The sequence below is a fragment of the Micromonospora sp. CA-246542 genome, from assembly GCF_050942905.1.
Lineage (GTDB): Bacteria > Actinomycetota > Actinomycetes > Mycobacteriales > Micromonosporaceae > Micromonospora.
Map to the genome: position 1 here is coordinate 4,009,242 of NZ_CP192040.1, position 18,356 is coordinate 4,027,597.

General features: G+C 72.6%; 14 protein-coding genes and 1 pseudogene. 6 read left to right on the forward strand and 9 right to left on the reverse strand.

From position 1 onward, the window contains the following. Nucleotides 1–38 precede the first annotated feature (38 nt). From ACQP0N_RS18880 to ACQP0N_RS18910, 7 genes and pseudogenes are all read right to left on the reverse strand, one after another. Nucleotides 39–1,307 carry a circularly permuted type 2 ATP-grasp protein gene (locus ACQP0N_RS18880; RefSeq protein ID WP_433112297.1) on the reverse strand — a complete coding sequence of 423 codons (1,269 nt, stop codon included), beginning with the start codon at nucleotides 1,305–1,307 and terminating at the stop codon, nucleotides 39–41. Further along, the gene (locus ACQP0N_RS18885) at nucleotides 1,304–2,704 is read right to left on the reverse strand and encodes a carboxylate-amine ligase (protein ID WP_433121704.1); all 1,401 of its coding nucleotides are present in this window, start codon (nucleotides 2,702–2,704) and stop codon (nucleotides 1,304–1,306) included. The genes ACQP0N_RS18880 and ACQP0N_RS18885 overlap by 4 nt, the downstream gene beginning before the upstream one ends. Nucleotides 2,705–2,929: 225 nt before the next feature. Continuing rightward, the gene (locus tag ACQP0N_RS18890) at nucleotides 2,930–4,315 is read right to left on the reverse strand and encodes a cellulase family glycosylhydrolase (protein ID WP_433112299.1); all 1,386 of its coding nucleotides are present in this window, start codon (nucleotides 4,313–4,315) and stop codon (nucleotides 2,930–2,932) included. A 102-nt stretch (nucleotides 4,316–4,417) separates the two neighbouring features. Further along, entirely contained in the window at nucleotides 4,418–5,281 is an 864-nt protein-coding gene (locus ACQP0N_RS18895; RefSeq protein ID WP_433112302.1) for a hypothetical protein, read from the reverse strand. A gap of 65 nt (nucleotides 5,282–5,346) precedes the next feature. After that, complete coding sequence (locus ACQP0N_RS18900; RefSeq protein ID WP_433112305.1) at nucleotides 5,347–6,603, reverse strand: vWA domain-containing protein; 1,257 nt, start codon at nucleotides 6,601–6,603, stop codon at nucleotides 5,347–5,349. Continuing rightward, entirely contained in the window at nucleotides 6,600–7,817 is a 1,218-nt protein-coding gene (locus ACQP0N_RS18905) for an AAA family ATPase (protein ID WP_433112308.1), read from the reverse strand. Before ACQP0N_RS18905 ends, ACQP0N_RS18900 begins: the two co-directional genes overlap by 4 nt. A 69-nt stretch (nucleotides 7,818–7,886) precedes the next feature. After that, a pseudogene (locus tag ACQP0N_RS18910) lies at nucleotides 7,887–9,262 on the reverse strand (hypothetical protein). Between the two features lie 158 nt (nucleotides 9,263–9,420). Between ACQP0N_RS18910 and ACQP0N_RS18915 the strand changes: the two are divergent. Next, nucleotides 9,421–10,398, forward strand: coding sequence for an aldo/keto reductase (locus ACQP0N_RS18915; protein ID WP_433112311.1), 978 nt, complete (start codon nucleotides 9,421–9,423; stop codon nucleotides 10,396–10,398). A 27-nt stretch (nucleotides 10,399–10,425) separates the two neighbouring features. Here ACQP0N_RS18915 and ACQP0N_RS18920 read toward each other — a convergent pair whose 3' ends face one another. Further along, entirely contained in the window at nucleotides 10,426–11,169 is a 744-nt protein-coding gene (locus tag ACQP0N_RS18920; protein WP_433112314.1) for a YqjF family protein, read from the reverse strand. A 177-nt stretch (nucleotides 11,170–11,346) separates the two neighbouring features. Here ACQP0N_RS18920 and ACQP0N_RS18925 point away from each other — a divergent pair, with 177 nt between their 5' ends. The 3 genes from ACQP0N_RS18925 (at nucleotide 11,347) to ACQP0N_RS18935 (ending at nucleotide 13,832) form a co-directional block, all read left to right on the forward strand. Then, complete coding sequence (locus tag ACQP0N_RS18925) at nucleotides 11,347–12,270, forward strand: RNA polymerase sigma factor (protein ID WP_433112317.1); 924 nt, start codon at nucleotides 11,347–11,349, stop codon at nucleotides 12,268–12,270. 112 nt (nucleotides 12,271–12,382) lie between these two features. Continuing rightward, nucleotides 12,383–13,267, forward strand: coding sequence for an alpha/beta fold hydrolase (locus ACQP0N_RS18930; protein ID WP_433112320.1), 885 nt, complete (start codon nucleotides 12,383–12,385; stop codon nucleotides 13,265–13,267). A gap of 112 nt (nucleotides 13,268–13,379) precedes the next feature. Continuing rightward, nucleotides 13,380–13,832, forward strand: a complete 453-nt coding sequence (locus tag ACQP0N_RS18935) for a DUF5709 domain-containing protein (RefSeq protein WP_433112323.1) — start codon at nucleotides 13,380–13,382, stop codon at nucleotides 13,830–13,832. Nucleotides 13,833–13,892: 60 nt separating this feature from the next. Here the strand turns inward: ACQP0N_RS18935 and ACQP0N_RS18940 are convergent, their stop codons facing one another. Further along, the gene (locus ACQP0N_RS18940) at nucleotides 13,893–15,485 is read right to left on the reverse strand and encodes a DHA2 family efflux MFS transporter permease subunit (protein WP_433112326.1); all 1,593 of its coding nucleotides are present in this window, start codon (nucleotides 15,483–15,485) and stop codon (nucleotides 13,893–13,895) included. Nucleotides 15,486–15,798: 313 nt separating this feature from the next. Between ACQP0N_RS18940 and ACQP0N_RS18945 the strand changes: the two genes are divergently transcribed. Further along, complete coding sequence (locus ACQP0N_RS18945; RefSeq protein ID WP_357117528.1) at nucleotides 15,799–16,632, forward strand: helix-turn-helix transcriptional regulator; 834 nt, start codon at nucleotides 15,799–15,801, stop codon at nucleotides 16,630–16,632. A gap of 114 nt (nucleotides 16,633–16,746) precedes the next feature. Continuing rightward, a complete protein-coding gene (locus ACQP0N_RS18950) occupies nucleotides 16,747–18,351 on the forward strand; it encodes a ricin-type beta-trefoil lectin domain protein (protein ID WP_433112330.1) in 1,605 nt (534 codons plus the stop codon). Nucleotides 18,352–18,356 lie beyond the last annotated feature (5 nt).

The window sequence follows — 18,356 nt, forward strand, 5'->3', positions numbered from 1 at the left end:
CCCGGTTGCGTCCCGATGACATCCGCATCAAGCGTGGGTTACACCGAGGGCTCTCCGGCTCCGCCGAGCAGCCAGGTGTCCTTCGACCCACCTCCCCGCGACGAGTTGACGATCATGCTGCCGGCCGGCGCGACCCGGGTCAGGGCCACCGGCGCCACCTCCGCAGTCTCGCCGAGGAACACGAAGGCCCGCAGGTCAACGTGGCGAGGCGCGAGAGCCGTACCGTCGAAGACCGGGTGGGTGGTGAGCGTGACCATCTCCTGGGCGATCCACCGGTGTGGGGCGGCGAGGATCTGCTCCCGGACGGCGTCCAGCTCCTCCGACTCGGCGCGCGGGCCGATCACCACGCGGTCGCCGCCGTACCCGTCGACCGGCTTGAGCACCAGCTCGCCGAGCCGGCCCAGCACCTCGGCGCGCTGCTCGGGCACCCCGCACAGGTACGTCGGCACGTCGCCGAGCAGCGCCTTCTCCCCGAGGTAGTACTCGATCAGTCGGGGCACGTACGCGTACAGCGCCTTGTCGTCCCCGACGCCGTTGCCGAGCGCGTTGGCCAGCGTGAGCCGCCCGGCGTGCACCGCCGCGAGCAGCGGCCAGCCCAGCGGCACACCGTCCGCGCCCGGGGCGTGCAGCAGGGCCTCCTCGTCCATCCGCAGGTAGATCACGTCCACCGGGCTGCGGTGCCCCTCGGTGACCATGTGCACCCGGCCGTCCTGCACCAGCAGGTCACCGCTCTCGGTCAGCGGCACACCCATCTCGTCGGCGAGCAGCCGGTGTTCGAACCAGGCCGGGTCACCCGGACCGCTGCTGAGCACCACCACGGCGGGGTCGTCGGCGGCGGCCGGCGCGGCGGCGACCAGCGCCCGGCGCAGCATCGCCGGCGTCTCGTCGGCGGGCAGCAGGTCGTCGGGCACCGGCAGCTCAGGCAGCACCGCCCGGGTGAGCCGGCGGTTCTGCACGGCATAACCGATGCCCGAGGGCACCCGCAGGTTGTCCTCCAGCACGTACCAACCGCCGTCGGGGTCGCGCACGAGATCGGTTCCGGACACCTGGGCACGCGTGCCGTGTCGGCCCATGAGCGCGCCGGTCGGGCGCAGCCCCGGCGAGGACTCCACCACCCAGGCCGGTACGACACCGTCGGCCACCACCGCCCGGTCGGCATAGACGTCGCGCAGGAACGCGTCGAGCGCGCGGGCGCGCTGTACCAGGCCGGCACGCAGCGTCCGCCAGTCGTCGGCGGGCACCACCCGGGGCACCAGGTCCACCGGGAAGAGGCGGGTGCTGGCCTCGCCGGCCACGCTGAAGGTCACGCCCCGGGCGCGTTGCTCCTCGTCCCGGTCGTGCTCGCGGTGGCGCAGGCCGACGGCCCCGAGGGCACGCAGGGCGGTGAGCAGCGGACGGTACGCGGGTGTCGGCCCGGCCGGGCCGAAGACCTCGTCGCCGGCGTCGGCGTACGTGGACAGCGCGGGCGGGGGCGTGGCCCCGGGCAGGGGGCGCGCACCCGACCCCGGGTCTCGTCGAGCAGCAGGTCGACCACGTCGGCCAGTCGGCCCCGTCGCTCGTACGCCCGTCGCTGTCGGGCGGCCGAACTGCCCCGGTCGAGGGCGTACCGGGTCAGCTCGCGGACCTGCTCCCAGTCGCCGGTCGCCTCCAACTGGGGGCGCAGGTCGGCCACGAGGCGCCGGACCGCCTCGGCGGCCGGCACCGGCCGCGCCGAGCGGGGCAGGTCGAGCAGGTCACCTTCGAGCCCGGAGCGGGCGGCCCGCCACACGGCGGCGCGCAGCACCGGCGGCCGGACGGCGGTGCGCTCGACACCGGCGCGCAGGGCGGCCACCTCCCGCCGTACGAGCGCCCGGAACAGGCCGGTGAGCAGGACGATCGTCTCGACGTCGGCGTTGGCGTCGGTGATCCGCAGCTCGACGGTGGGCACGTGCGCCGACGGCCGGACGTCGAAGTAGATCATGGCGGGGTCGGTGATGGTCTCGGACGAGATCAGCTCGGCGACCAGGGCCTCGTGGTCGGCCGCGCTGGTCACCTCGCCCGGGTCGCCGGCCGTGGGCCAGCGCTGCCAGACCAGCGAGCGGACGCTGGCGTAGCCGCTGTCCTGGCCCATCCAGTACGGCGAGCTGGTGGAGAGGGCGAGCAGCACCGGCAGCCACGGCTGGACGCGACGGGTGACGGCCACCGCCAGGTCCCGGTCGGAGACGCCCACGTGCACCTGCGCGCCGCAGATCAACTGCTCGCGGGCGAGCAACTGGTACTCGTCGACCATCCGCCGGTACCGCGAGGTGGGGGTGACGCTCGGGTCGCCGTCGGCGCGCAGCGGCACCGTGCCGGCCGCCACGATGCCCAGTCCGGCCCGGTCCGCGACCTGGATCGCCGACTGCCGCAGCCGGGTCAGCTCCCCGCGGATCTCGTCCAGCGTGCGGCAGACGGCGGTGTTGGTCTCCACCACGCTGCGGTGCAGTTCGGCGGTGAACGACGTGGCCGGTAGCCGGTCGAGCAGTTCGCCGGCCCGGGGCACCAGCTCCCGGGTATGCAGGTCGACGACGTGGAACTCCTCCTCCACGCCGAGGGTGGCGAGGTCCGCCGGGTCGTCGTGACCCGGCGGGGCCGGAGCCGGACGGGACGCGGGTACGCCTCGTCCGTTGCCGGACCGGCCCACCGGCCCGTCGAACGTCGCCGCGTTCGTGGTGTTGTCGACCATGGTCACCCCGGTTCGCGTGTCGGTGGTCTCGACTGTCCGACGAGCGTTCCCAGGCTTGGTACCGAGGGTGTTTCCGGCACGTTAAGGTGACGCGCTGTTCCGCCTCGTGGTCACCGGCGCCTCTGATCACCTTCGGACAGCGACGAGCGGCATGCCGCCCGGTCATCGTTCTGACCGCGCGGCACACCGCTCGTCCTTCGTGCGCGCCCTCCCGGGGCGACCGGGTCAGCGCATGTTGGCCACCACGAACGGCGCGTGACCGTGCAGGTAGTTGTTCCATCCGCCGGTCACCGGCGCGCCGGGGCTGAGCAGGTTGGTGGTGTCGGTGCCGACGTCGAGCTTCCAGGCGGTCCAGGAGATGCCGTTCGCCCTCATCCAGTCGATCCAGGACTGCGCCTCCGGCAGGCAGGCCCGGCCGTCGAGGCCACCGTCGGCGTTGCTGGCGCCCCACTCGGTGACGAACAGGGCCAGGCCGGCCCGGATCGCCGCGTCGCCCTTGGCACGCAGCGACGCGCCGTGGGTGCAGGAGTAGAAGTGCAATGTGTACATGAGGTTGGTGCCGGAGAGCGGGCTGGCCGCCGCCGCGTCCACGTCCTGCGACCACGTCGGCGTTCCGAGCACCACGATGTTGTCCGGGTCGGCGGCGCGGATCGCGGAGACGACCGCCTGGTGGTACGGCTTGATGACGCCGGTCCAGCTGAACTGCAACGGCTCGTTCCACGTCTCCCAGATGACGTTGGGCAGGTGACCGTAACGGCGTGCCAGGTCACCGAAGAACGCCGCCGCCTGGGACTGGTTGTTCTGCGCTTCATGGGCGTGCCAGTCGACGATCACGTAGACCCCGGCGCTGACGGCGTTGTTGATGATGGTCTCCACCTGCGCCCGCGCCCTGCCCGGATCGCTCAGGTACGCCCCGGACGGCTCGACGCCCATCGCCGCGCGGATCACCTGGAGGTTCCAGTTGTCCCGCATCCACCGCAGCGCGGACAGGTTCTCGGCGTAGGGAGCGGTCTCCCAGTTGAGCCACATGCTGCTGACGCCGCGCAGTTGCACCCGGGCGCCGGACCTGTCGCACATCGTCGTGCCGCAGACCCGGAGCTGCCCGTACCGCTCGACGGGCGTACCGGTGGTCGGCGGCGGGGTGGTCGGTGGCGGGGTCGTCGGCGGCGGCGTGGTGGGGGGTGGGGTCGTGGGGGGTGGGGTCGTCGGGGGCGTGCCGCCGGAGCAGGACACGCTGTTGCCGTTGACGGTGCAGTTCACCGGCGTGCCCGAGCCGTCGACGAGGAAGCCGAACGACGTCGACGCGCCGGCCGCGAGGGCGCCGTTCCACGACACGTTGCTGAAGGTGTAGTGGCTGCCGGCGGTCGTCTGCTGGGCGTTCCAGGACTGGCTGATGCGCGACCCGGCCGGGAGGTCGAACTCCACCCGCCAGCCGTTGATCGGCACGGAGGTGTCGTTGGTGACCGTGACCTGGCCCTGATAGCCACTGCCCCAGCTGTTGGTCACGGAGAACGCGGCGGTCGCCGCGCTGGCCGGCGTGGCGATCGTCGCCACCGCGCCGGCGAGCAGGCCGGCGACGGCCAGCGACGTGACAAGTCTCAGTGTGCGCATGCGGAACCCGCTTCGGATCGACGGTGGTGGTCTGCGGCGGGGCGGCGCCTTCGCGGACAGTATCGATCCTTGACGATGTCCATGCAAGCCGGGCCGGACGGCTCAGCGCCGCCATCCCCAGCGACGCGAACCGGCCGCGCCCCGCGACCCACCCTGCTCCCGGGCCAGCATCTCGGCCGCGACCCGCAACTTCTGGGCCGGCTCGGCGGCGGCCGGACCCAGCGTCTCGACGAACCGGTTGCCCATCGACAGCACCATGGCCGCCCGGTCGAGGTCACCGATCAGGACCAGGCACTGGGCGTACACCCCGTAGGTGTTGGCCATCTCCCAGAACGACAGCGGACGTGCCATGTCCAGCAGACCCTGCCGCAGCTCACAGGCCCGCGACGCCGCCAGCGCCGCCTCCTGGGCGCCCTCGGTCGGCGACGGCCGGGTGAGGTGCCGGTGCAGCAGCGCGACCGCCTGGTTGTGGTAGGCCGTCCCCATCGCCTCCCGGGTCCGCGGCCCGGCGGACGGGGGCGACCCGGCGGAGGTCAGGCCCACCGTCACGGCACGCTCCAACAGGTCCCGTCGGGTGGCGGGCTGACCGGCGGCGAACGAGACCTCGGCCAGATCTACCAGCGCGGTGATCAGTTCGGCCAGGGCCTCGTCCCGGGGCGTGGCGAGCACGCTCGCAAACTCGGCCGCCACGGCGTCGTACACCCGCTCGAAGACGACGATTGCCTCACCGCCGGGCGCCATCGCGTCGGCGGCCAAGCCCCGCGCGGACATCAGCATGCTGTGCCGCCACAGTGCCCGGGCCAACTGCTGCTGATCCTCCCGCGCCGCCCGGCCCGGCTCCCGCACGGCCTCCCGGTACGCCTCGACCACCCGGGTCCAGAGCTGGTCGGCCTCCGCCCACGTCCGCTGTCGCGTCGAGCGCTCCCGCGCCAGCTCGAACAACCGTCGCCGCTCGTCCGGTCCCATGCTGCCTACCGCCCTTCGCGCCAGCCCCCAGCCCACACCGACAAAAGCAGTGAGCATTGTCGATTCTAGGTCGAGCCGATGGTCACCACCCGGGCCCACGCCGGGGGTGCGGGCGGCACCCAGTCCATCTCCTGGACCCAGGCCGGCCGGTGTCGGGGAAACAGGCCCACCACCGTCGGTGCCGCCGGGCGGGTGGACGGCCAGGGCGTCTGCCCGTCGGTCAACGCCACGACGACGTCCGGTCGGGGCCGCACCCGCTGCGCCCGGGCGAATCCGGCACGCAGGTCCGTCCCACCACCACCGATCAGCGGGATCTCCTCCGCGCGGCACAGCGGGTGCACGACCCGGGCCGCCGCGTCGCACGGCAACACGCTGACCAGGTCCCGTCGACCGCAGACGGCGCGGGAAATCGCTGCCACCTCGAGCAGCACGCTGCCCAACTCGGCGTCGCTGACCGATCCCGACGTGTCCACGATGACGCACACCGACGGCGGGCGACGGCGCAGGCTGGGCAAAACCACACCGGGTACGCCGACGGACCGCCGGGACGGCCGCCCGTAGGCGTGGTCCGACCCGACCCCGACGGCCACCGCCGCCGAGCGGACGGCCGCGCCCAGGAGGTCCCGCCACGGCTGCGGCGGGTGGAAGGCCTGCTCCGCCCAACGCCGCCAGCCCCGGGGAATTGAACCGGGGTGCCCGGTGATGCCCTCCGCCACCCGGTGCCGCACCAGGTCCCGCTCCTGCTCGCTGAGACTGTGCGCGCCCTCGGGCCCGAGGTCCCACTCCCGTGCCAGTCCGTCCGCGCCGCTGCCACAGTCCAGCCAGACCAGATCCTGGGTACGCGGTCCCAACCCGAACTGGCGCAGATAGTCCTCCATCAGCTCGCCGGGAGCGAGCCCGAGCGACGCCGGCTGGACGGCGCCCGCCGGCATCGCCAGCCCGTCACCGAACACGTCGTCGTTGATCTCGCAGTCCGCCGCGATGTTCATCCGCAGCCGCTCCCCAGGGCCGGTCAGGCCTCGGGCCCGGGCCACCCGGTCACTCCGGCCGTGGTGGTCACGCAGGAGGTGCGACACCTCGTGCACCCAGACGCCGGCAAGCTCCTCCAGCGGAGTACGGGTGACGAAGGCGGGCGAGACGTAGCAGCGCCAGTACCGATCCACGGCCATCGTCGGCACCTGCCGGGACGCCACCGACCGCAGGGCGAACAGCGCCGTGGCCAGGTAGGGGCGCACGCGGGCGGCGTGCAGTCGGGCGGCGTACAGCTTGTCGACGTCCAGCGCGGTCGAATCCGCTGCCGTCGTCGTACCTCCGCCGCTCATCGGGCGCCCTTCGCGGCGGCCGCGATACGCACCGCCACCCCGTCGACACGGCGGGAGAGCGACACCGCCCCCGAGAGGCGTTCGATGGTGGCGGGCACCTCCCAGTCCGGGCGGCGCAGGGTGGCCAGGGTGGTCGCGGGAACCACCACCAGATCGGGCGCTCCGGTCTCGACGGCTCGGGCCAGCAACGCCCACGCCGCGTCCCACCGCGAGCGTTCGGGGCGATTGCGGACCGCTGCCACCACGGCGTCCAACACGGCCTGCCGCAGATCACCGCGTTCGGGCAGTACGGCCGTAGCAGGGTCGGCCAACAACTCCTCCGGGTCGGGCAGGTCCATCCGGTCCATACTGGCCAGCAGTTCCAGACCCGGACCGTCGCCGACCGTGCCCCGCACCAGCATCGACAGCACCTCACGCGAGACGCCCGCGGCGGTCGCGAAGGCGGTCAGCCGTAGCGCCATCTCCCAACTGCGCGGCGACGGCCACGCTCCACCGCGTGCCACCTCCGTGCTGGGCAGGCGGTGCACGAGATCCGGCCGTACGGTGAGCAGGCCGCACACCGCGCGCCGGGCGAAGGCGACGGCCTCCGGGAGCAGGGTCGGGTCGAGTCGGGGCAGCGTCGCGAGCGGCCAGGTCCCGCCGAGGCCACGGACGACGACCTCGTGGTCGTGAGCCCACTGGAGGTGGACGAAGCGGTTCGCCAGCGGCGGGCTCAGCTCCCAGCCGTCGGCCGCGGTCGATCGTGGATTGGCGGCGGCGACGATGCGTACGCCGGGCGGCAGCCGCAGCGCGCCGACGCGCCGCTCCAGCACGAGGCGTAGCAGGGCGGCCTGGACGGCGGGTGGCGCGGTGGACAACTCGTCGAGGAACAGCAGGCCCCGGCCGGCCTGGACCAGGCGTACCGCCCAGTCCGGTGGGGCCATCGGGACGCCCTGGGTGGCCGGGTCGTCGCCCACGATGGGCAGTCCTGAGAAATCGGACGGTTCGTGGACGCTGGCGACGACGGTCGTCAGGGGTAGGTCCAGTGTGGTCGCGAGGTGGGAAAGGGCGGCCGTCTTGCCGATGCCGGGCTCCCCCCAGAGCAGTACGGGCAGGTCGGCGGCAACGGCCAGGGTCAGGGCCGCCAGCTGGTTGTCCGCACGGGGTTCGGTGGTGGTCGCGCCGAGCAGCGCGACCAGTTCGTCGGCGATGTCGAGCTGGGCAGATACGAGCATGTGTCATCACCTTGTGTGGGTTGGGGGCGGGCGGGAGCAGCCGCCATATTGGAAAAAGAGAGTTGTGGGTCAGCGCGCCGTGGCGTGGCGCGAACGCCGGCGTCGCTCGCCGTGGCGTCGAGGTCCCTCGGCGGTCGGGCCCCGCTCGGCCCCGATCAGGCCAGCCCGGAACAGGCCATGGGTGATCCGCCGTTGCTCGGCGGTCTCGAGTTCGTCCCGCAGCGGGCCGTCCCGCAGGAGCGCGGCGGGGCCGAGTAGCGCCTCGACGGTGTCCAGCGCCCCGGCGGTGTCACCGTGGTCCAGCCGGGCCCGCACGTCGGGCAGGCACTCCGGATGTCGGTGCGCCTCATCGATCGCCCGCAGGCAGGGCAGCGGAGTTCCGGTGAGCGCGGCCAGCAACTCCTCCCGGCGGATCTCGTCCGGGTCGTGGTCCAGTGCGGCGAGCACCCCGTCGACGAGGTCGATGCGGTGGCGGGCGCCCCGGCAGGACACCAGGCGCGGCAGCACGGGCCGGACCGCCACCGTCGCGCCGGTGGCCACCGGATGCTCCGGTACGAGCGCCGACGCGACCAGGGGTGCAGCCGGTCGGCCTGGATGAGCCCCGCGCGCAGCAGCGCCAGGTCGGGCAGCACCCAGGTCGCCGCGTCGGGCAGCACCGGCGCACCCCCACCGCCCACGGACGGATCGAGGTACGCGGTGGCCGGCGGGGCGGTGTCCCCACCGACCGCCCCCACGTCGACGTGCAGGACGATCCGACGTCGGACGCCGAGCCGCACCACGACGGGGCCGCTGGGTCGACCTTCGGCCTGAAGCAGGAGCGCCGCCTCGGCCGTCCACCGGTCGATCGCGTAGCCGGCTGTCCGCGCCTCCGTCGCGAGGACGTCGGCGACACCCTCGGGTGGGACGTCGGCGGCGCACCGTCGCGCGCCGGATCGGGTCCCCAGCTCAGCGGATCGCCGCGCGTCCCACAGGTGGCGGTGCAGGTCGAGCCGGAACCGCTGGTCGGGATGCGGATCCGAGTCGGAGGGGTCCCACAACCCGAGGCTGATCCGCTGCCCGGCGTCGGCCCAGGCGGGCGGGGTCCGGACCACCAATGCCGGGGCCGCGCCGCCGGGCCGCCCCGGGTCGTACCGGGCCAACGCCATGGCCGTGCCCGGACGCAGCAGGCCATCGGGAGCGACCCTCGGCAGATGCCATCGCAGCAGGTCGGGCGCCAGGTGTTGGAGATCGGCGCGGAGCCGTGCCGTCACCTCACGACCGTGACGATTGGCGACCGTACGCAGGTTCACGTCGACGGCGACACGCGCGGCGGCGCATGCCCCGGCCCAGTCCCCGACCTGGCGACGAGCGGTGGCACGTTCGATCATGGACGGCGGCACGGCGAACTCGCGCACGCGACGCCAGAGGGAGAGTCGAGAATCCGCATTCGCGGCCCGGGAGCGCATCAGCACTCACCGTTCGCGGATGGGTCCTCCAATCTACGACGAGAGGAAGTGATCATCGCGGCGGAGCATACCGCCCGGAACACCGAACCCGCCAGAGCAGTCGTCCGTCGGGCCGATGCCGGCCGGCGAGTGGCGGGCAACGGTCGTAGCGTGGGGGCATGCGAACCACCACGCTGGGCAGTGCGGGGCCCGAGGTCGGCGTCATCGGTCTCGGGTGCATGGGCATGAGCCACGGATACGACATCACCGGCCCTCGCGACGACGACACCTCGATCTCCGTGATCCGGCAGGCGCTGGACCTGGGCGCCACGCTGATCGACACGTCCGATGTGTACGGGCCGTACACCAACGAGGAGCTGGTCGGGCGGGCGCTGGCCGGCGGCCACCGCGAGCGGGCCGTCCTGGCGACGAAGGTCGGGCTGGTCGCGACATCCCCGACCGGCGGCACCGGCAACTCACTGAAGCTCGGCAACAATGGCCGGCCGGAGCACATCCGCGCGGCGATCGACGACAGTCTGCGCCGCCTCGGCACCGACCACGTCGACCTCTACCAACTGCACCGCGTCGACCCCGAGGTGCCCATCGAGGAGTCCTGGGGCGCGATGGCGGAGGTCGTCGCGGCTGGCAAGGCGCGACAGATCGGCCTGTCCGAGGTGACGGTGGCCCAGATCGTACGGGCCCAGGCGGTGCATCCGGTGGCGTCGGTGCAGTCCGAGCTGTCGCTGTGGACCCGGGACCCGCTGACCGAGGTGCTGCCGTACTGCGCCGCGCAGGGCATCGCCTTCCTGCCGTTCTCCCCGCTGGGTCGAGGTTTCCTCACCGGACGGTTCGCGTCGGTCGACGACCTGCCGGCCGACGACTTCCGACGTGGCCTGCCGCGCTTCCAGCAGGACGCGCTGCGCGCCAACCTCGCCATCGTCGGCCGGGTCCGGGAGATCGCCGACCGGGCCGGCGTCAGCCCCGCGCAGGTCGCCCTGGCGTGGGTCGTCGTACAGGGGGACCGGATCATTCCGATCCCCGGTACGAAGACCCCGAAGTATCTGGTGGACAACTGCGCGGCGGGCGACGTGCGGCTCGACGCCGCGGAGCTGGCCGACCTGGACGCCCTGCCCGCCCCCGAGGGCGACCGCTACTGAGCGACCGGCGGCCCGGCGTCGCGTCGCTCAGCCGGGCCGCCGTGCCGCGACGGGCGGCCCGAACCGCACCCCGACGCCGGGCGAGTAGAGCACGCTGGCCGGCGGTCCGACCGGTGCCGGCAGTCCGGCGGCGGCGACCAGTTCGTCGTCCAGGCGCAGCAGCTCCGCCCGGTACAACGGCCAGCGGGGATGCCAGTTCGGCAGGTGCAGCGTGCGCCCGTACGCCCGGGTGTGCAGGCCCCAGCGGGCGGTGAGGAAATGGTCGACCGGGGTCGGGTCGGCGATGCGCTCCCCCACCCGGACCTCCATCCGGCTCGTCGTACCCGCCGGCCCGGGCCAGCGTCGCCGGCACCGGTAGGTGAGTCGGTCACCGTCGCGGTCCAGCCGCATCGAGGACCAGAGGTACGGCAGCCCCAGCGTCGCCCGCGCGACGAGCACCGGCACCAGGCGGGAGGCGTCGAGCGACCGGAACACGACCGCCCGCCGCCCGGTGTCGTCCACCGAGTAGAGCCGGACGTTCGTCTCGGCGAAGGTGCCGAGATACGGCACGCCCGGGCCGCGGCCGAAGCCCAGCCCGACCATCCGGAAGCCGATCAGCCCGACGTAGCTGACCCCGCCGACGGTGTCCGGCCGGGTGCCGGCGGGCAGCAGGGGCGCGACAAGCTCCGGCGCGACGGCCCAGTGCAGGAAGGTGAGGTCCTCCCAGCGCTGACGCAGGAGCGCCCAGCGGAACGCCTGCCGGGGCGCGCCGTCGACCGGTTCGATGTCCACGCTCCCATCCTGGCCCAGGCGTGCGCACCGCTACACCGTGTGCCGGCCGCAGATCGGCGACCCCAGAACACGCGGGGCCGCCGGCCGCCGACGACGGCCGCACCGTCCTCGCGCCGGTCCGCCGTACGCTTGAAGAGCAGACATGTTCAGAACGGGCGGTTCGGGGAGGAACTGGGCATGACGGTGAGTGACGCCGAACTGGTGACGCTCGCGCAGGCGGGCGACGCGGGGGCGCTCGGCGTGCTGCTGACCCGCCACGAGGCGGGCATGCGGGCCGTCGCGGTGAGCCTGCTCGGCTACGGACCGGATGCCGAGGACGCCGTGCAGGACGCGATGGTGACGGCGCTGCGGCGCGTCGGCGAGATCCGCGACTCGGCTGCCGTCGGGCCGTGGCTGCGCACGGTCGTCCGCAACAACGCCCGGATGACACTGCGCGCGCCGCGTCCGACGCCGGTCGCCGATCCGGAGTGGTTCGCCCGCCCCGCCACCGAACCCACCCCGGAGGAGTCCCTGGACTCCGGCGCGCTGCGCGACTGGGTGTGGCACGCCATCGGGGAGTTGTCCGAGCCCGACCGCCTGGTCACCATGCTGCGCTACTTCAGCGATGCCTCGTCGTACGACCAGATCGCGGCCCTGTGCGGCGTGCCGGTCGGCACCGTCCGCAGCCGCCTCAGCCACGCCCGGCGGGCCCTCGCCGGCGGCCTGCGCGCGGCGGCGACCTCGACCCACGCCGACGTCCGCGCGGCCGGCGACGCGCGGTGGCGCGAGGGCGTCGACATGATCGCCACGGCGATGCGGGGCGACTTCGACCAGGTGGTCCACGACACCTGGTGGCCGGACGCTCAGATGGTCGTTCCCGGTGGTCCACGCGGTGGCCGCGAACTGGCGCTGCGTGGCATGACCAGCGACCTGAACGCCGGGGTACGACAACGGCTGCGCACCGTCGTGGCCAGCGGCGACGTGCTCATCTGGGAGACCGACCTGCTCAGCCCACCGGACAACCCGGACCACTGCCCACCGGCGGCGCTGTGGTTGCAGGTGCTTCGCGAGGGGCGGGTACGTCAGCTCACGCTGTTCCACCCCGTTCCGGCGCGGCTCTGAGAAAACCTCCCCCGCCGAGCGAACTTTCCCGACGACCCGCGCATCTGGTCGGTATCCAGCCAGTTGCCGTCGCGGCACACGCCGCACGGGTCAGGAAATCGGGAGACAGTTCATGGGTTCCACCCACCACGACGTCGGCGCGCTCGCGCCCGGCGCCCACTCGTTCACCGTCGACGGGGTGCGGCAGGTCTACCACGTCGCCGGCACCGGCCCGGTTTGTGTGGCGCACTCGGGCGGACCCGGTATCGAGTGGTCCTACCTGCGGACGCCGAGCCTCGAAGAGCACTACACGATGGTGTACGTCGAGCCGGTCGGCACCGGCGCGTCGGGACGACTCGACAGTGCCGACGACTACCGGATGGACACCTATGTCCGTTTCCTGGACGCGGTCGTCGCGCACCTCGGGGAGCCCCGGGTATACCTGCTCGGGCACTCGTACGGCGGTTTCGTCATCCAGCGCTACGCCCTGGAGCACCCGGACCGGGTGGCCGGGCTCATCCTGTACGACACCTCACCGCTCACCGGCGCCGACTTCTGGGCCGAGGCGATGACAAACCTCGCCGCCTACCCGCAGCGGCACCCGGACCGGCCGGAGGCGGCGGAGATCCCGGCCGCCCTCCACCGGGCCCTCACCGCCACCGACGACGAGACGCTGAGCGCCGGTCTGGGCGCCGCGCTACCGGTCTACTTCGCGGACTTCTGGGCTCGGCAGGCCGAGTTCGCACCGTTGCAGGCGGGTCTGCGGGCCTGGGCGGCGCCGGCCGGCGCGCAGGACCCGGTTCCCTTCGACGTACGCGACCGGCTCGGTGAGATCACCGCTCCGGCCGTGGTGATCGTCGGGGCGTACGACTTCATCTGCGGTCCGCGTTACGCCGAGGAACTGCATGCCGGCCTGAAGGACTCGCGGCTGATCCTTCTGGATCAGAGCGGTCATTTCGGTCACATCGAGCAGCCGGAGGAGTTCACCGAGGCCGTGGTGGAGTTGCTGAAGCGGTGATACCCGCCGCCTCCCGAGGCCGGTTCGTCACAGCGGGCAGGCCTCGGGGGCCGGCCGTGTTGCACGGTCATAGGCTTGGCACTTCGCTGCGCCGTGACGAAGGAGAGATGCCGTGAGCCAGACGGATTCCGTCGACGAGTGGAACGTGGCCGAGGACGACGGGGTGCTGGACGCCTCCGACACCCTGGACGACGATCGGGTCGGCGACCCCCTCGACACCGGCATCGTCGCCGCGGACCACTGGACGGCGGCGAACCGGTTCGGCACCACCCCCGCCGAGGAGCGGGCGGGCGAGTCGTTGGACCAGTACCTCGCCCAGGAGGAGCCGGACGTCGACCCGTACGCCGAGGGGGGCGACGACGAGGACGAGCTGACCCGCCGGGGGTACGAGACCGAGGCGCGCGCGGGCCGTCTCGTCGAGTACGACGAGGGCGTCCGCGAGGACGACGAGGCCGACTCGGTGGCGTGGGACGCCGGGATCGACGCGGGTGGCGCGAGCGCCGAGGAGGCCGCGGTGCACGTGGTCGACGACCCGAACGGGTCGGGCGACGGTCCGCTGCGCTGACCCCGTACACACCGCCGCGCTCGACACCGCAACGGGCGTCGAGCGCGGCGGGCGCGTCGGTCAGTGGATGACGACGGGCGTCTTCGGCAGGTCGGTCTGCTCGTCACCGAGCGGCTGCGCGGGCGTACGCCGACGCGGCAGCAGGGCGGCCGGGATGAAGGTGGCCAGCACGAGCGCGAACCCCACCCAGAACGTGTGGGCGAACGACCTCGCGGCGAAGTCGAGACCGCGCTCGATGATCGACGGGTCCACCGGCACCGGCAGCTGCTGGAGCACCTCCGGATGCTGCTGGGCGCCGATGGCCAGCCCGGCCTCGGTGACCGGCTTGCCGCTGCTCTGGTCGACCAGGCCGGGGATCGGCCGGGAGCCGTTCAGCTCGTTGGTGAGGATCACCGACATCACGGCGGCGCCGACCGAGCCGCCGATCTGCTGCAGGATGTTGACGAGCGTCGAGCCGCGCGCGACCTCCTGCGCCTGCAACGTGCGCAGCGCCGACGTCATGATCGGCATCATCGTGCCGCCCATGCCCAGGCCCATCACGAACAGCGACCCACCGAGCAGCCAGTACGACGTCTGCGGGTCGACCTGGGTGAAGCCGAAGAAGCCGGCGACGATCAGGGCGAGCGCGAACGGGACGGTACGGCCGATGGGCACCCGGTCGGCGAGCGTTCCGGCGATCGGCATGGTGATCATCGCGCCGATGCCCTGCGGAGCCATCAGCAGGCCGGCGGCCAGCGTGGACTCACCGCGCACCTGTAGGAAGTAGCTCGGGAACAGCAGGCCGGCGCCCATGAACGCGATGATGAACACGAACAGCGTGGCCGCCGCGATGGTCAGGTTGCGGTTGCGGAACAGCCGCAGGTCGAGCAGCGGGTGCCGGGGCTTGAAGGAGTAGAGCACGAAGGCCACCACCAGCGCGCCGCCGACCAGCATCGGGGCCCACACCTTGGTCGCGCTGAACGTGCCCGCCTCCGGCAGCGACGAGACGCCGTAGAGGAAGAGCGCGAGACCCGGGGAGAGCATCAGCATGCCGAGGAAGTCGAAGGACTCCGACGGCTCGGGGGCGTCCTTCGGGAGCGCCATCTGCGCGTAGATCAGGGCGATGACACCGATCGGCAGGTTGATCAGGAAGATCCAGTGCCAGCTCGCCGTGTCGATCAGCCAGCCACCGAGGATCGGGCCACCGATCGGGCCGAGGAGCATCGGGATGCCGAGGACGGCCATCAGCCGGCCGATCCGGTGCGGCCCGGCCGCCCGCGTCATGATCGTCATGCCGAGCGGCATGAGCATGCCGCCGCCGAGGCCCTGCAGGACACGGAAGCCGATCAACTGGCCGATCGAGTCGGCGGTGGCGCAGAGCCCCGACCCGATCGTGAACAGGGTGAGCGCCACCATGTAGAGCCGCTTCGTGCCGAACCGGTCGGCCGCCCACCCGCTGAGCGGGATCACCGTGGCCAGGGCCAGCGTGTAGCCCGTCATCGTCCAGGCCACCCGGGCGTAGGAGACGTCGAACTCGGTCTGGAACGTGGGCAGCGCGACGCTGACCACCGTCACGTCGAGGATCGACATGATCGCGCCAAGGACGACGACACCCGCCACCTTGAGCACCGCGGCGTCGAGCTTGTCCGATGTCGCGACGGATTGCTGTGTCACTAACTCTCCTGAGGTCGGTTGGTCCGGCGGATGGTGGGCGGTGGCGGCGATCGCCGCGCCGACCAGGCGCGGGACGGGACGTGCCGGGGCGACGACGCGCGGAGGCAGACTATCCGGGGACTGTGACGCTCTGCCGCCGGATTTCGTGACGGTCGTGTGGCGTAAACCGATCAGCTGTCCGATTGCAGCCAATCGGCGGAGTGGCCCGCAGCGTCGAGCAGCAAGCGCCTGGCGCGGAACATCCTGCGCCGGCCCGTCTGTTGCACCCACCGTGCTGGTCCACCCGCCGGCGCCCACCCCGATCGGAGTCACCGTGAACCGCGCCCACCTCGCCAGCTTCCTGCGCACCCGACGCGAGGCGCTGCGCCCCGAGGACGTGGGGTTGCCGCGCGGCCCGCGCCGACGCACCGGTGGGCTGCGGCGCGAGGAAGTCGCCGCGTTGAGCGGTATGTCCACCGACTACTACACGCGGTTGGAGCAGCAGCGCGGACCGCACCCCTCCGAGCAGATGCTCGCCGCCCTGGCCCGCGGCCTGCGCCTGTCCCTGGCCGAACGGGACCACCTGTTCCAACTCGCCGGGCACGCCGTGCCCCACCGCGCGGTCCGCGCCGACCACGTCAACCCCGGGATGATGCGCATCCTCGACCGGCTGCACGACACCCCGGCCCAGGTGGTGAACCACCTCGGCGAGACCCTCGCGCAGACCGCGCCGGCCGTCGCCCTGCTCGGCGACGAGACCCGGCACACCGGGCTGGCCCGCAGCGCGCACCACCGCTGGTTCACCGACCCAACGGCGCGGGAGCGGCATCCGGCGCAGGATCACCCGGTGCTGAGCCGACTGTTCGTGGCGCACCTGCACGCGGCGTACACCCGTGATGGCGGTGGCTCGCGAGCCGCGGCGATCGTCGACGATCTGCTGGCCGCGAGCGGGGAGTTCGCGCAGTTGTGGCGGGAGCATCCGGTGCCGGGCGGTCCCTGCCCACCGAAGCGCCTCCTGCACCCGGAGGTCGGCGCGTTGGAGTTGCACTGCCAGACGCTGGTGGACCCGGACCAGTCCCAGACCCTGCTGGTCCTCACGGCCGCGCCCGGCTCCGAGAGCGACGACAGGTTGCGCCTCCTCTCCGTCGTCGGCGGTCCGCTCGGCTGAGGGTCGACGCCGGTGGCGGCGGGCAATTGTGGCGAAGACATTGATATCGATGCCTGCGGCTGTAATGATTAACACACTTTACAGTTGTTTCCGCCGCCCCGGAAGGACCCCGCCATGGCGCGACGAACGGTCGGGCACCCGCCCCGCCGCACCAGGTTGGCCGCCGCGTTCGCCGCGGCCCTGCTCGCCGTACCGACCGGCCTGTTCGTCGGCGCCTCCCCGGCGGCCGCCGCCGCCACGGGCGCCATCACCGGGTACGGCGGCAAATGCGTCGACGTGGCCGCCGCCAACCCAGCCAACTCCACCCCGGTGCAGCTCTACGCCTGCAACGGCTCCGCCGCGCAGCAGTGGACCGTGGCCGACGACGGCACGATCAGAGCCCTGGGCAAGTGCCTCGACATCGCGGCCGCCAGCACCGCCAACGGCGCCCGGGTGCAGATCTACGACTGCAACGGCACCGGGGCGCAGCAGTGGTCGTACAGCGCGGGGCAGGTGGTCAACCCGGCCTCGGGCAAGTGCCTCGACGCCACCGGCACCAGCTCCGCCGACGGCACGCCGCTACAGATCTGGAGCTGCACCGGCGCCGCCAACCAGCTCTGGACGCTGCCCACCGGCGGCACCACCCCACCGCCGTCGAGCGGCTTCACCCACCCCGGAGTGCTGGTCAGCAGGGGTCAGCTCGACTTCGTACGGGGGCGGGTGCAGGCAGGCGCGCAGCCCTGGGCGGCGGCCTACAACCAGATGATGTCCAGCCGGTACGCCTCGCTGTCCCGCACCCCGGCGCCGCGCGCGGTTGTCGAGTGCGGCTCCTACTCCAACCCCAACAACGGCTGCACCGAAGAGCGCGAGGACGCGATCGCCGCGTACACCGACGCGCTCGCCTGGTACCTCACCGGCGACGCCCGGTACGCCCAGAAGGCGATCCAGATCATGGACGCCTGGTCGGCGACGATCACCTCCCACACCGGCAGCAACGCGCCCCTGCAGACCGGCTGGGCGGCCTCGACCTGGCCCCGGGCCGCCGAGATCATCAAGTACACGTACAGCAGCTGGCCCAACGCCAACCGGTTCGCCACCATGCTGCGCACCGTCTACCTGCCGGTGGTCCGCAACGGCTCGAACAGCAACGGCAACTGGGAACTGACCATGATGGAGGCCGCCATCGGGATCGCCGTCCACCTGGACGACCGGACGGCCTACGACGCGGCGGTGACCCGCTTCCTCAACCGCGCCCGCGCCTTCATCTACCTGCCCAGTGACGGCGCGCTCCCGTACACCGTGCCCGGCAGCGGCCTGGACACCAGCGGCGAGATCATCGGCTACTGGCAGGGCCAGTCCACCTTCGTCGCCGGCCTCGCGCAGGAGACCTGCCGGGACTTCGTCCACACCGGATACGGCATCTCCGCCATCTCACACGTCGCGGAGACCTCCCGGATCCAGGAGCGCGACCTGTACCCGCAGGTCGGTGAGCGGCTGCGGCAGGCCCTCGGCTTCCACTCGCGCTACCAACTCGGCGAGGCGGCGCCCTCCTGGCTCTGCGGCGGCACCCTCACCCGGGGCCTCGGCCCGATCACCGAGGTCGGTTTCAACGCGATGAGCAACCGGCTGGGCAACGTCATGACCAATACGCAGACCCTCACGCTGCAACAGCGTCCCGCCGGCAGCAACAACCTCTTCGTCGCCTGGGAGACGCTGACCCACGCCAGCAACCCCAACTGACCGCG

What these genes read in the sequence shown, in the direction of transcription:
- ACQP0N_RS18885 (WP_433121704.1), bottom strand. Translation starts at nt 2,704, where the DNA reads ATGGTCGACAACACCACGAACGCGGCGACGTTCGACGGGCCGGTGGGC.
- ACQP0N_RS18890 (WP_433112299.1), bottom strand. Translation starts at nt 4,315, where the DNA reads ATGCGCACACTGAGACTTGTCACGTCGCTGGCCGTCGCCGGCCTGCTC.
- ACQP0N_RS18895 (WP_433112302.1), bottom strand. Translation starts at nt 5,281, where the DNA reads ATGGGACCGGACGAGCGGCGACGGTTGTTCGAGCTGGCGCGGGAGCGC.
- ACQP0N_RS18900 (WP_433112305.1), bottom strand. Translation starts at nt 6,603, where the DNA reads ATGAGCGGCGGAGGTACGACGACGGCAGCGGATTCGACCGCGCTGGAC.
- ACQP0N_RS18905 (WP_433112308.1), bottom strand. Translation starts at nt 7,817, where the DNA reads ATGCTCGTATCTGCCCAGCTCGACATCGCCGACGAACTGGTCGCGCTG.
- ACQP0N_RS18915 (WP_433112311.1), top strand. Translation starts at nt 9,421, where the DNA reads ATGCGAACCACCACGCTGGGCAGTGCGGGGCCCGAGGTCGGCGTCATC.
- ACQP0N_RS18925 (WP_433112317.1), top strand. Translation starts at nt 11,347, where the DNA reads ATGACGGTGAGTGACGCCGAACTGGTGACGCTCGCGCAGGCGGGCGAC.
- ACQP0N_RS18930 (WP_433112320.1), top strand. Translation starts at nt 12,383, where the DNA reads ATGGGTTCCACCCACCACGACGTCGGCGCGCTCGCGCCCGGCGCCCAC.
- ACQP0N_RS18950 (WP_433112330.1), top strand. Translation starts at nt 16,747, where the DNA reads ATGGCGCGACGAACGGTCGGGCACCCGCCCCGCCGCACCAGGTTGGCC.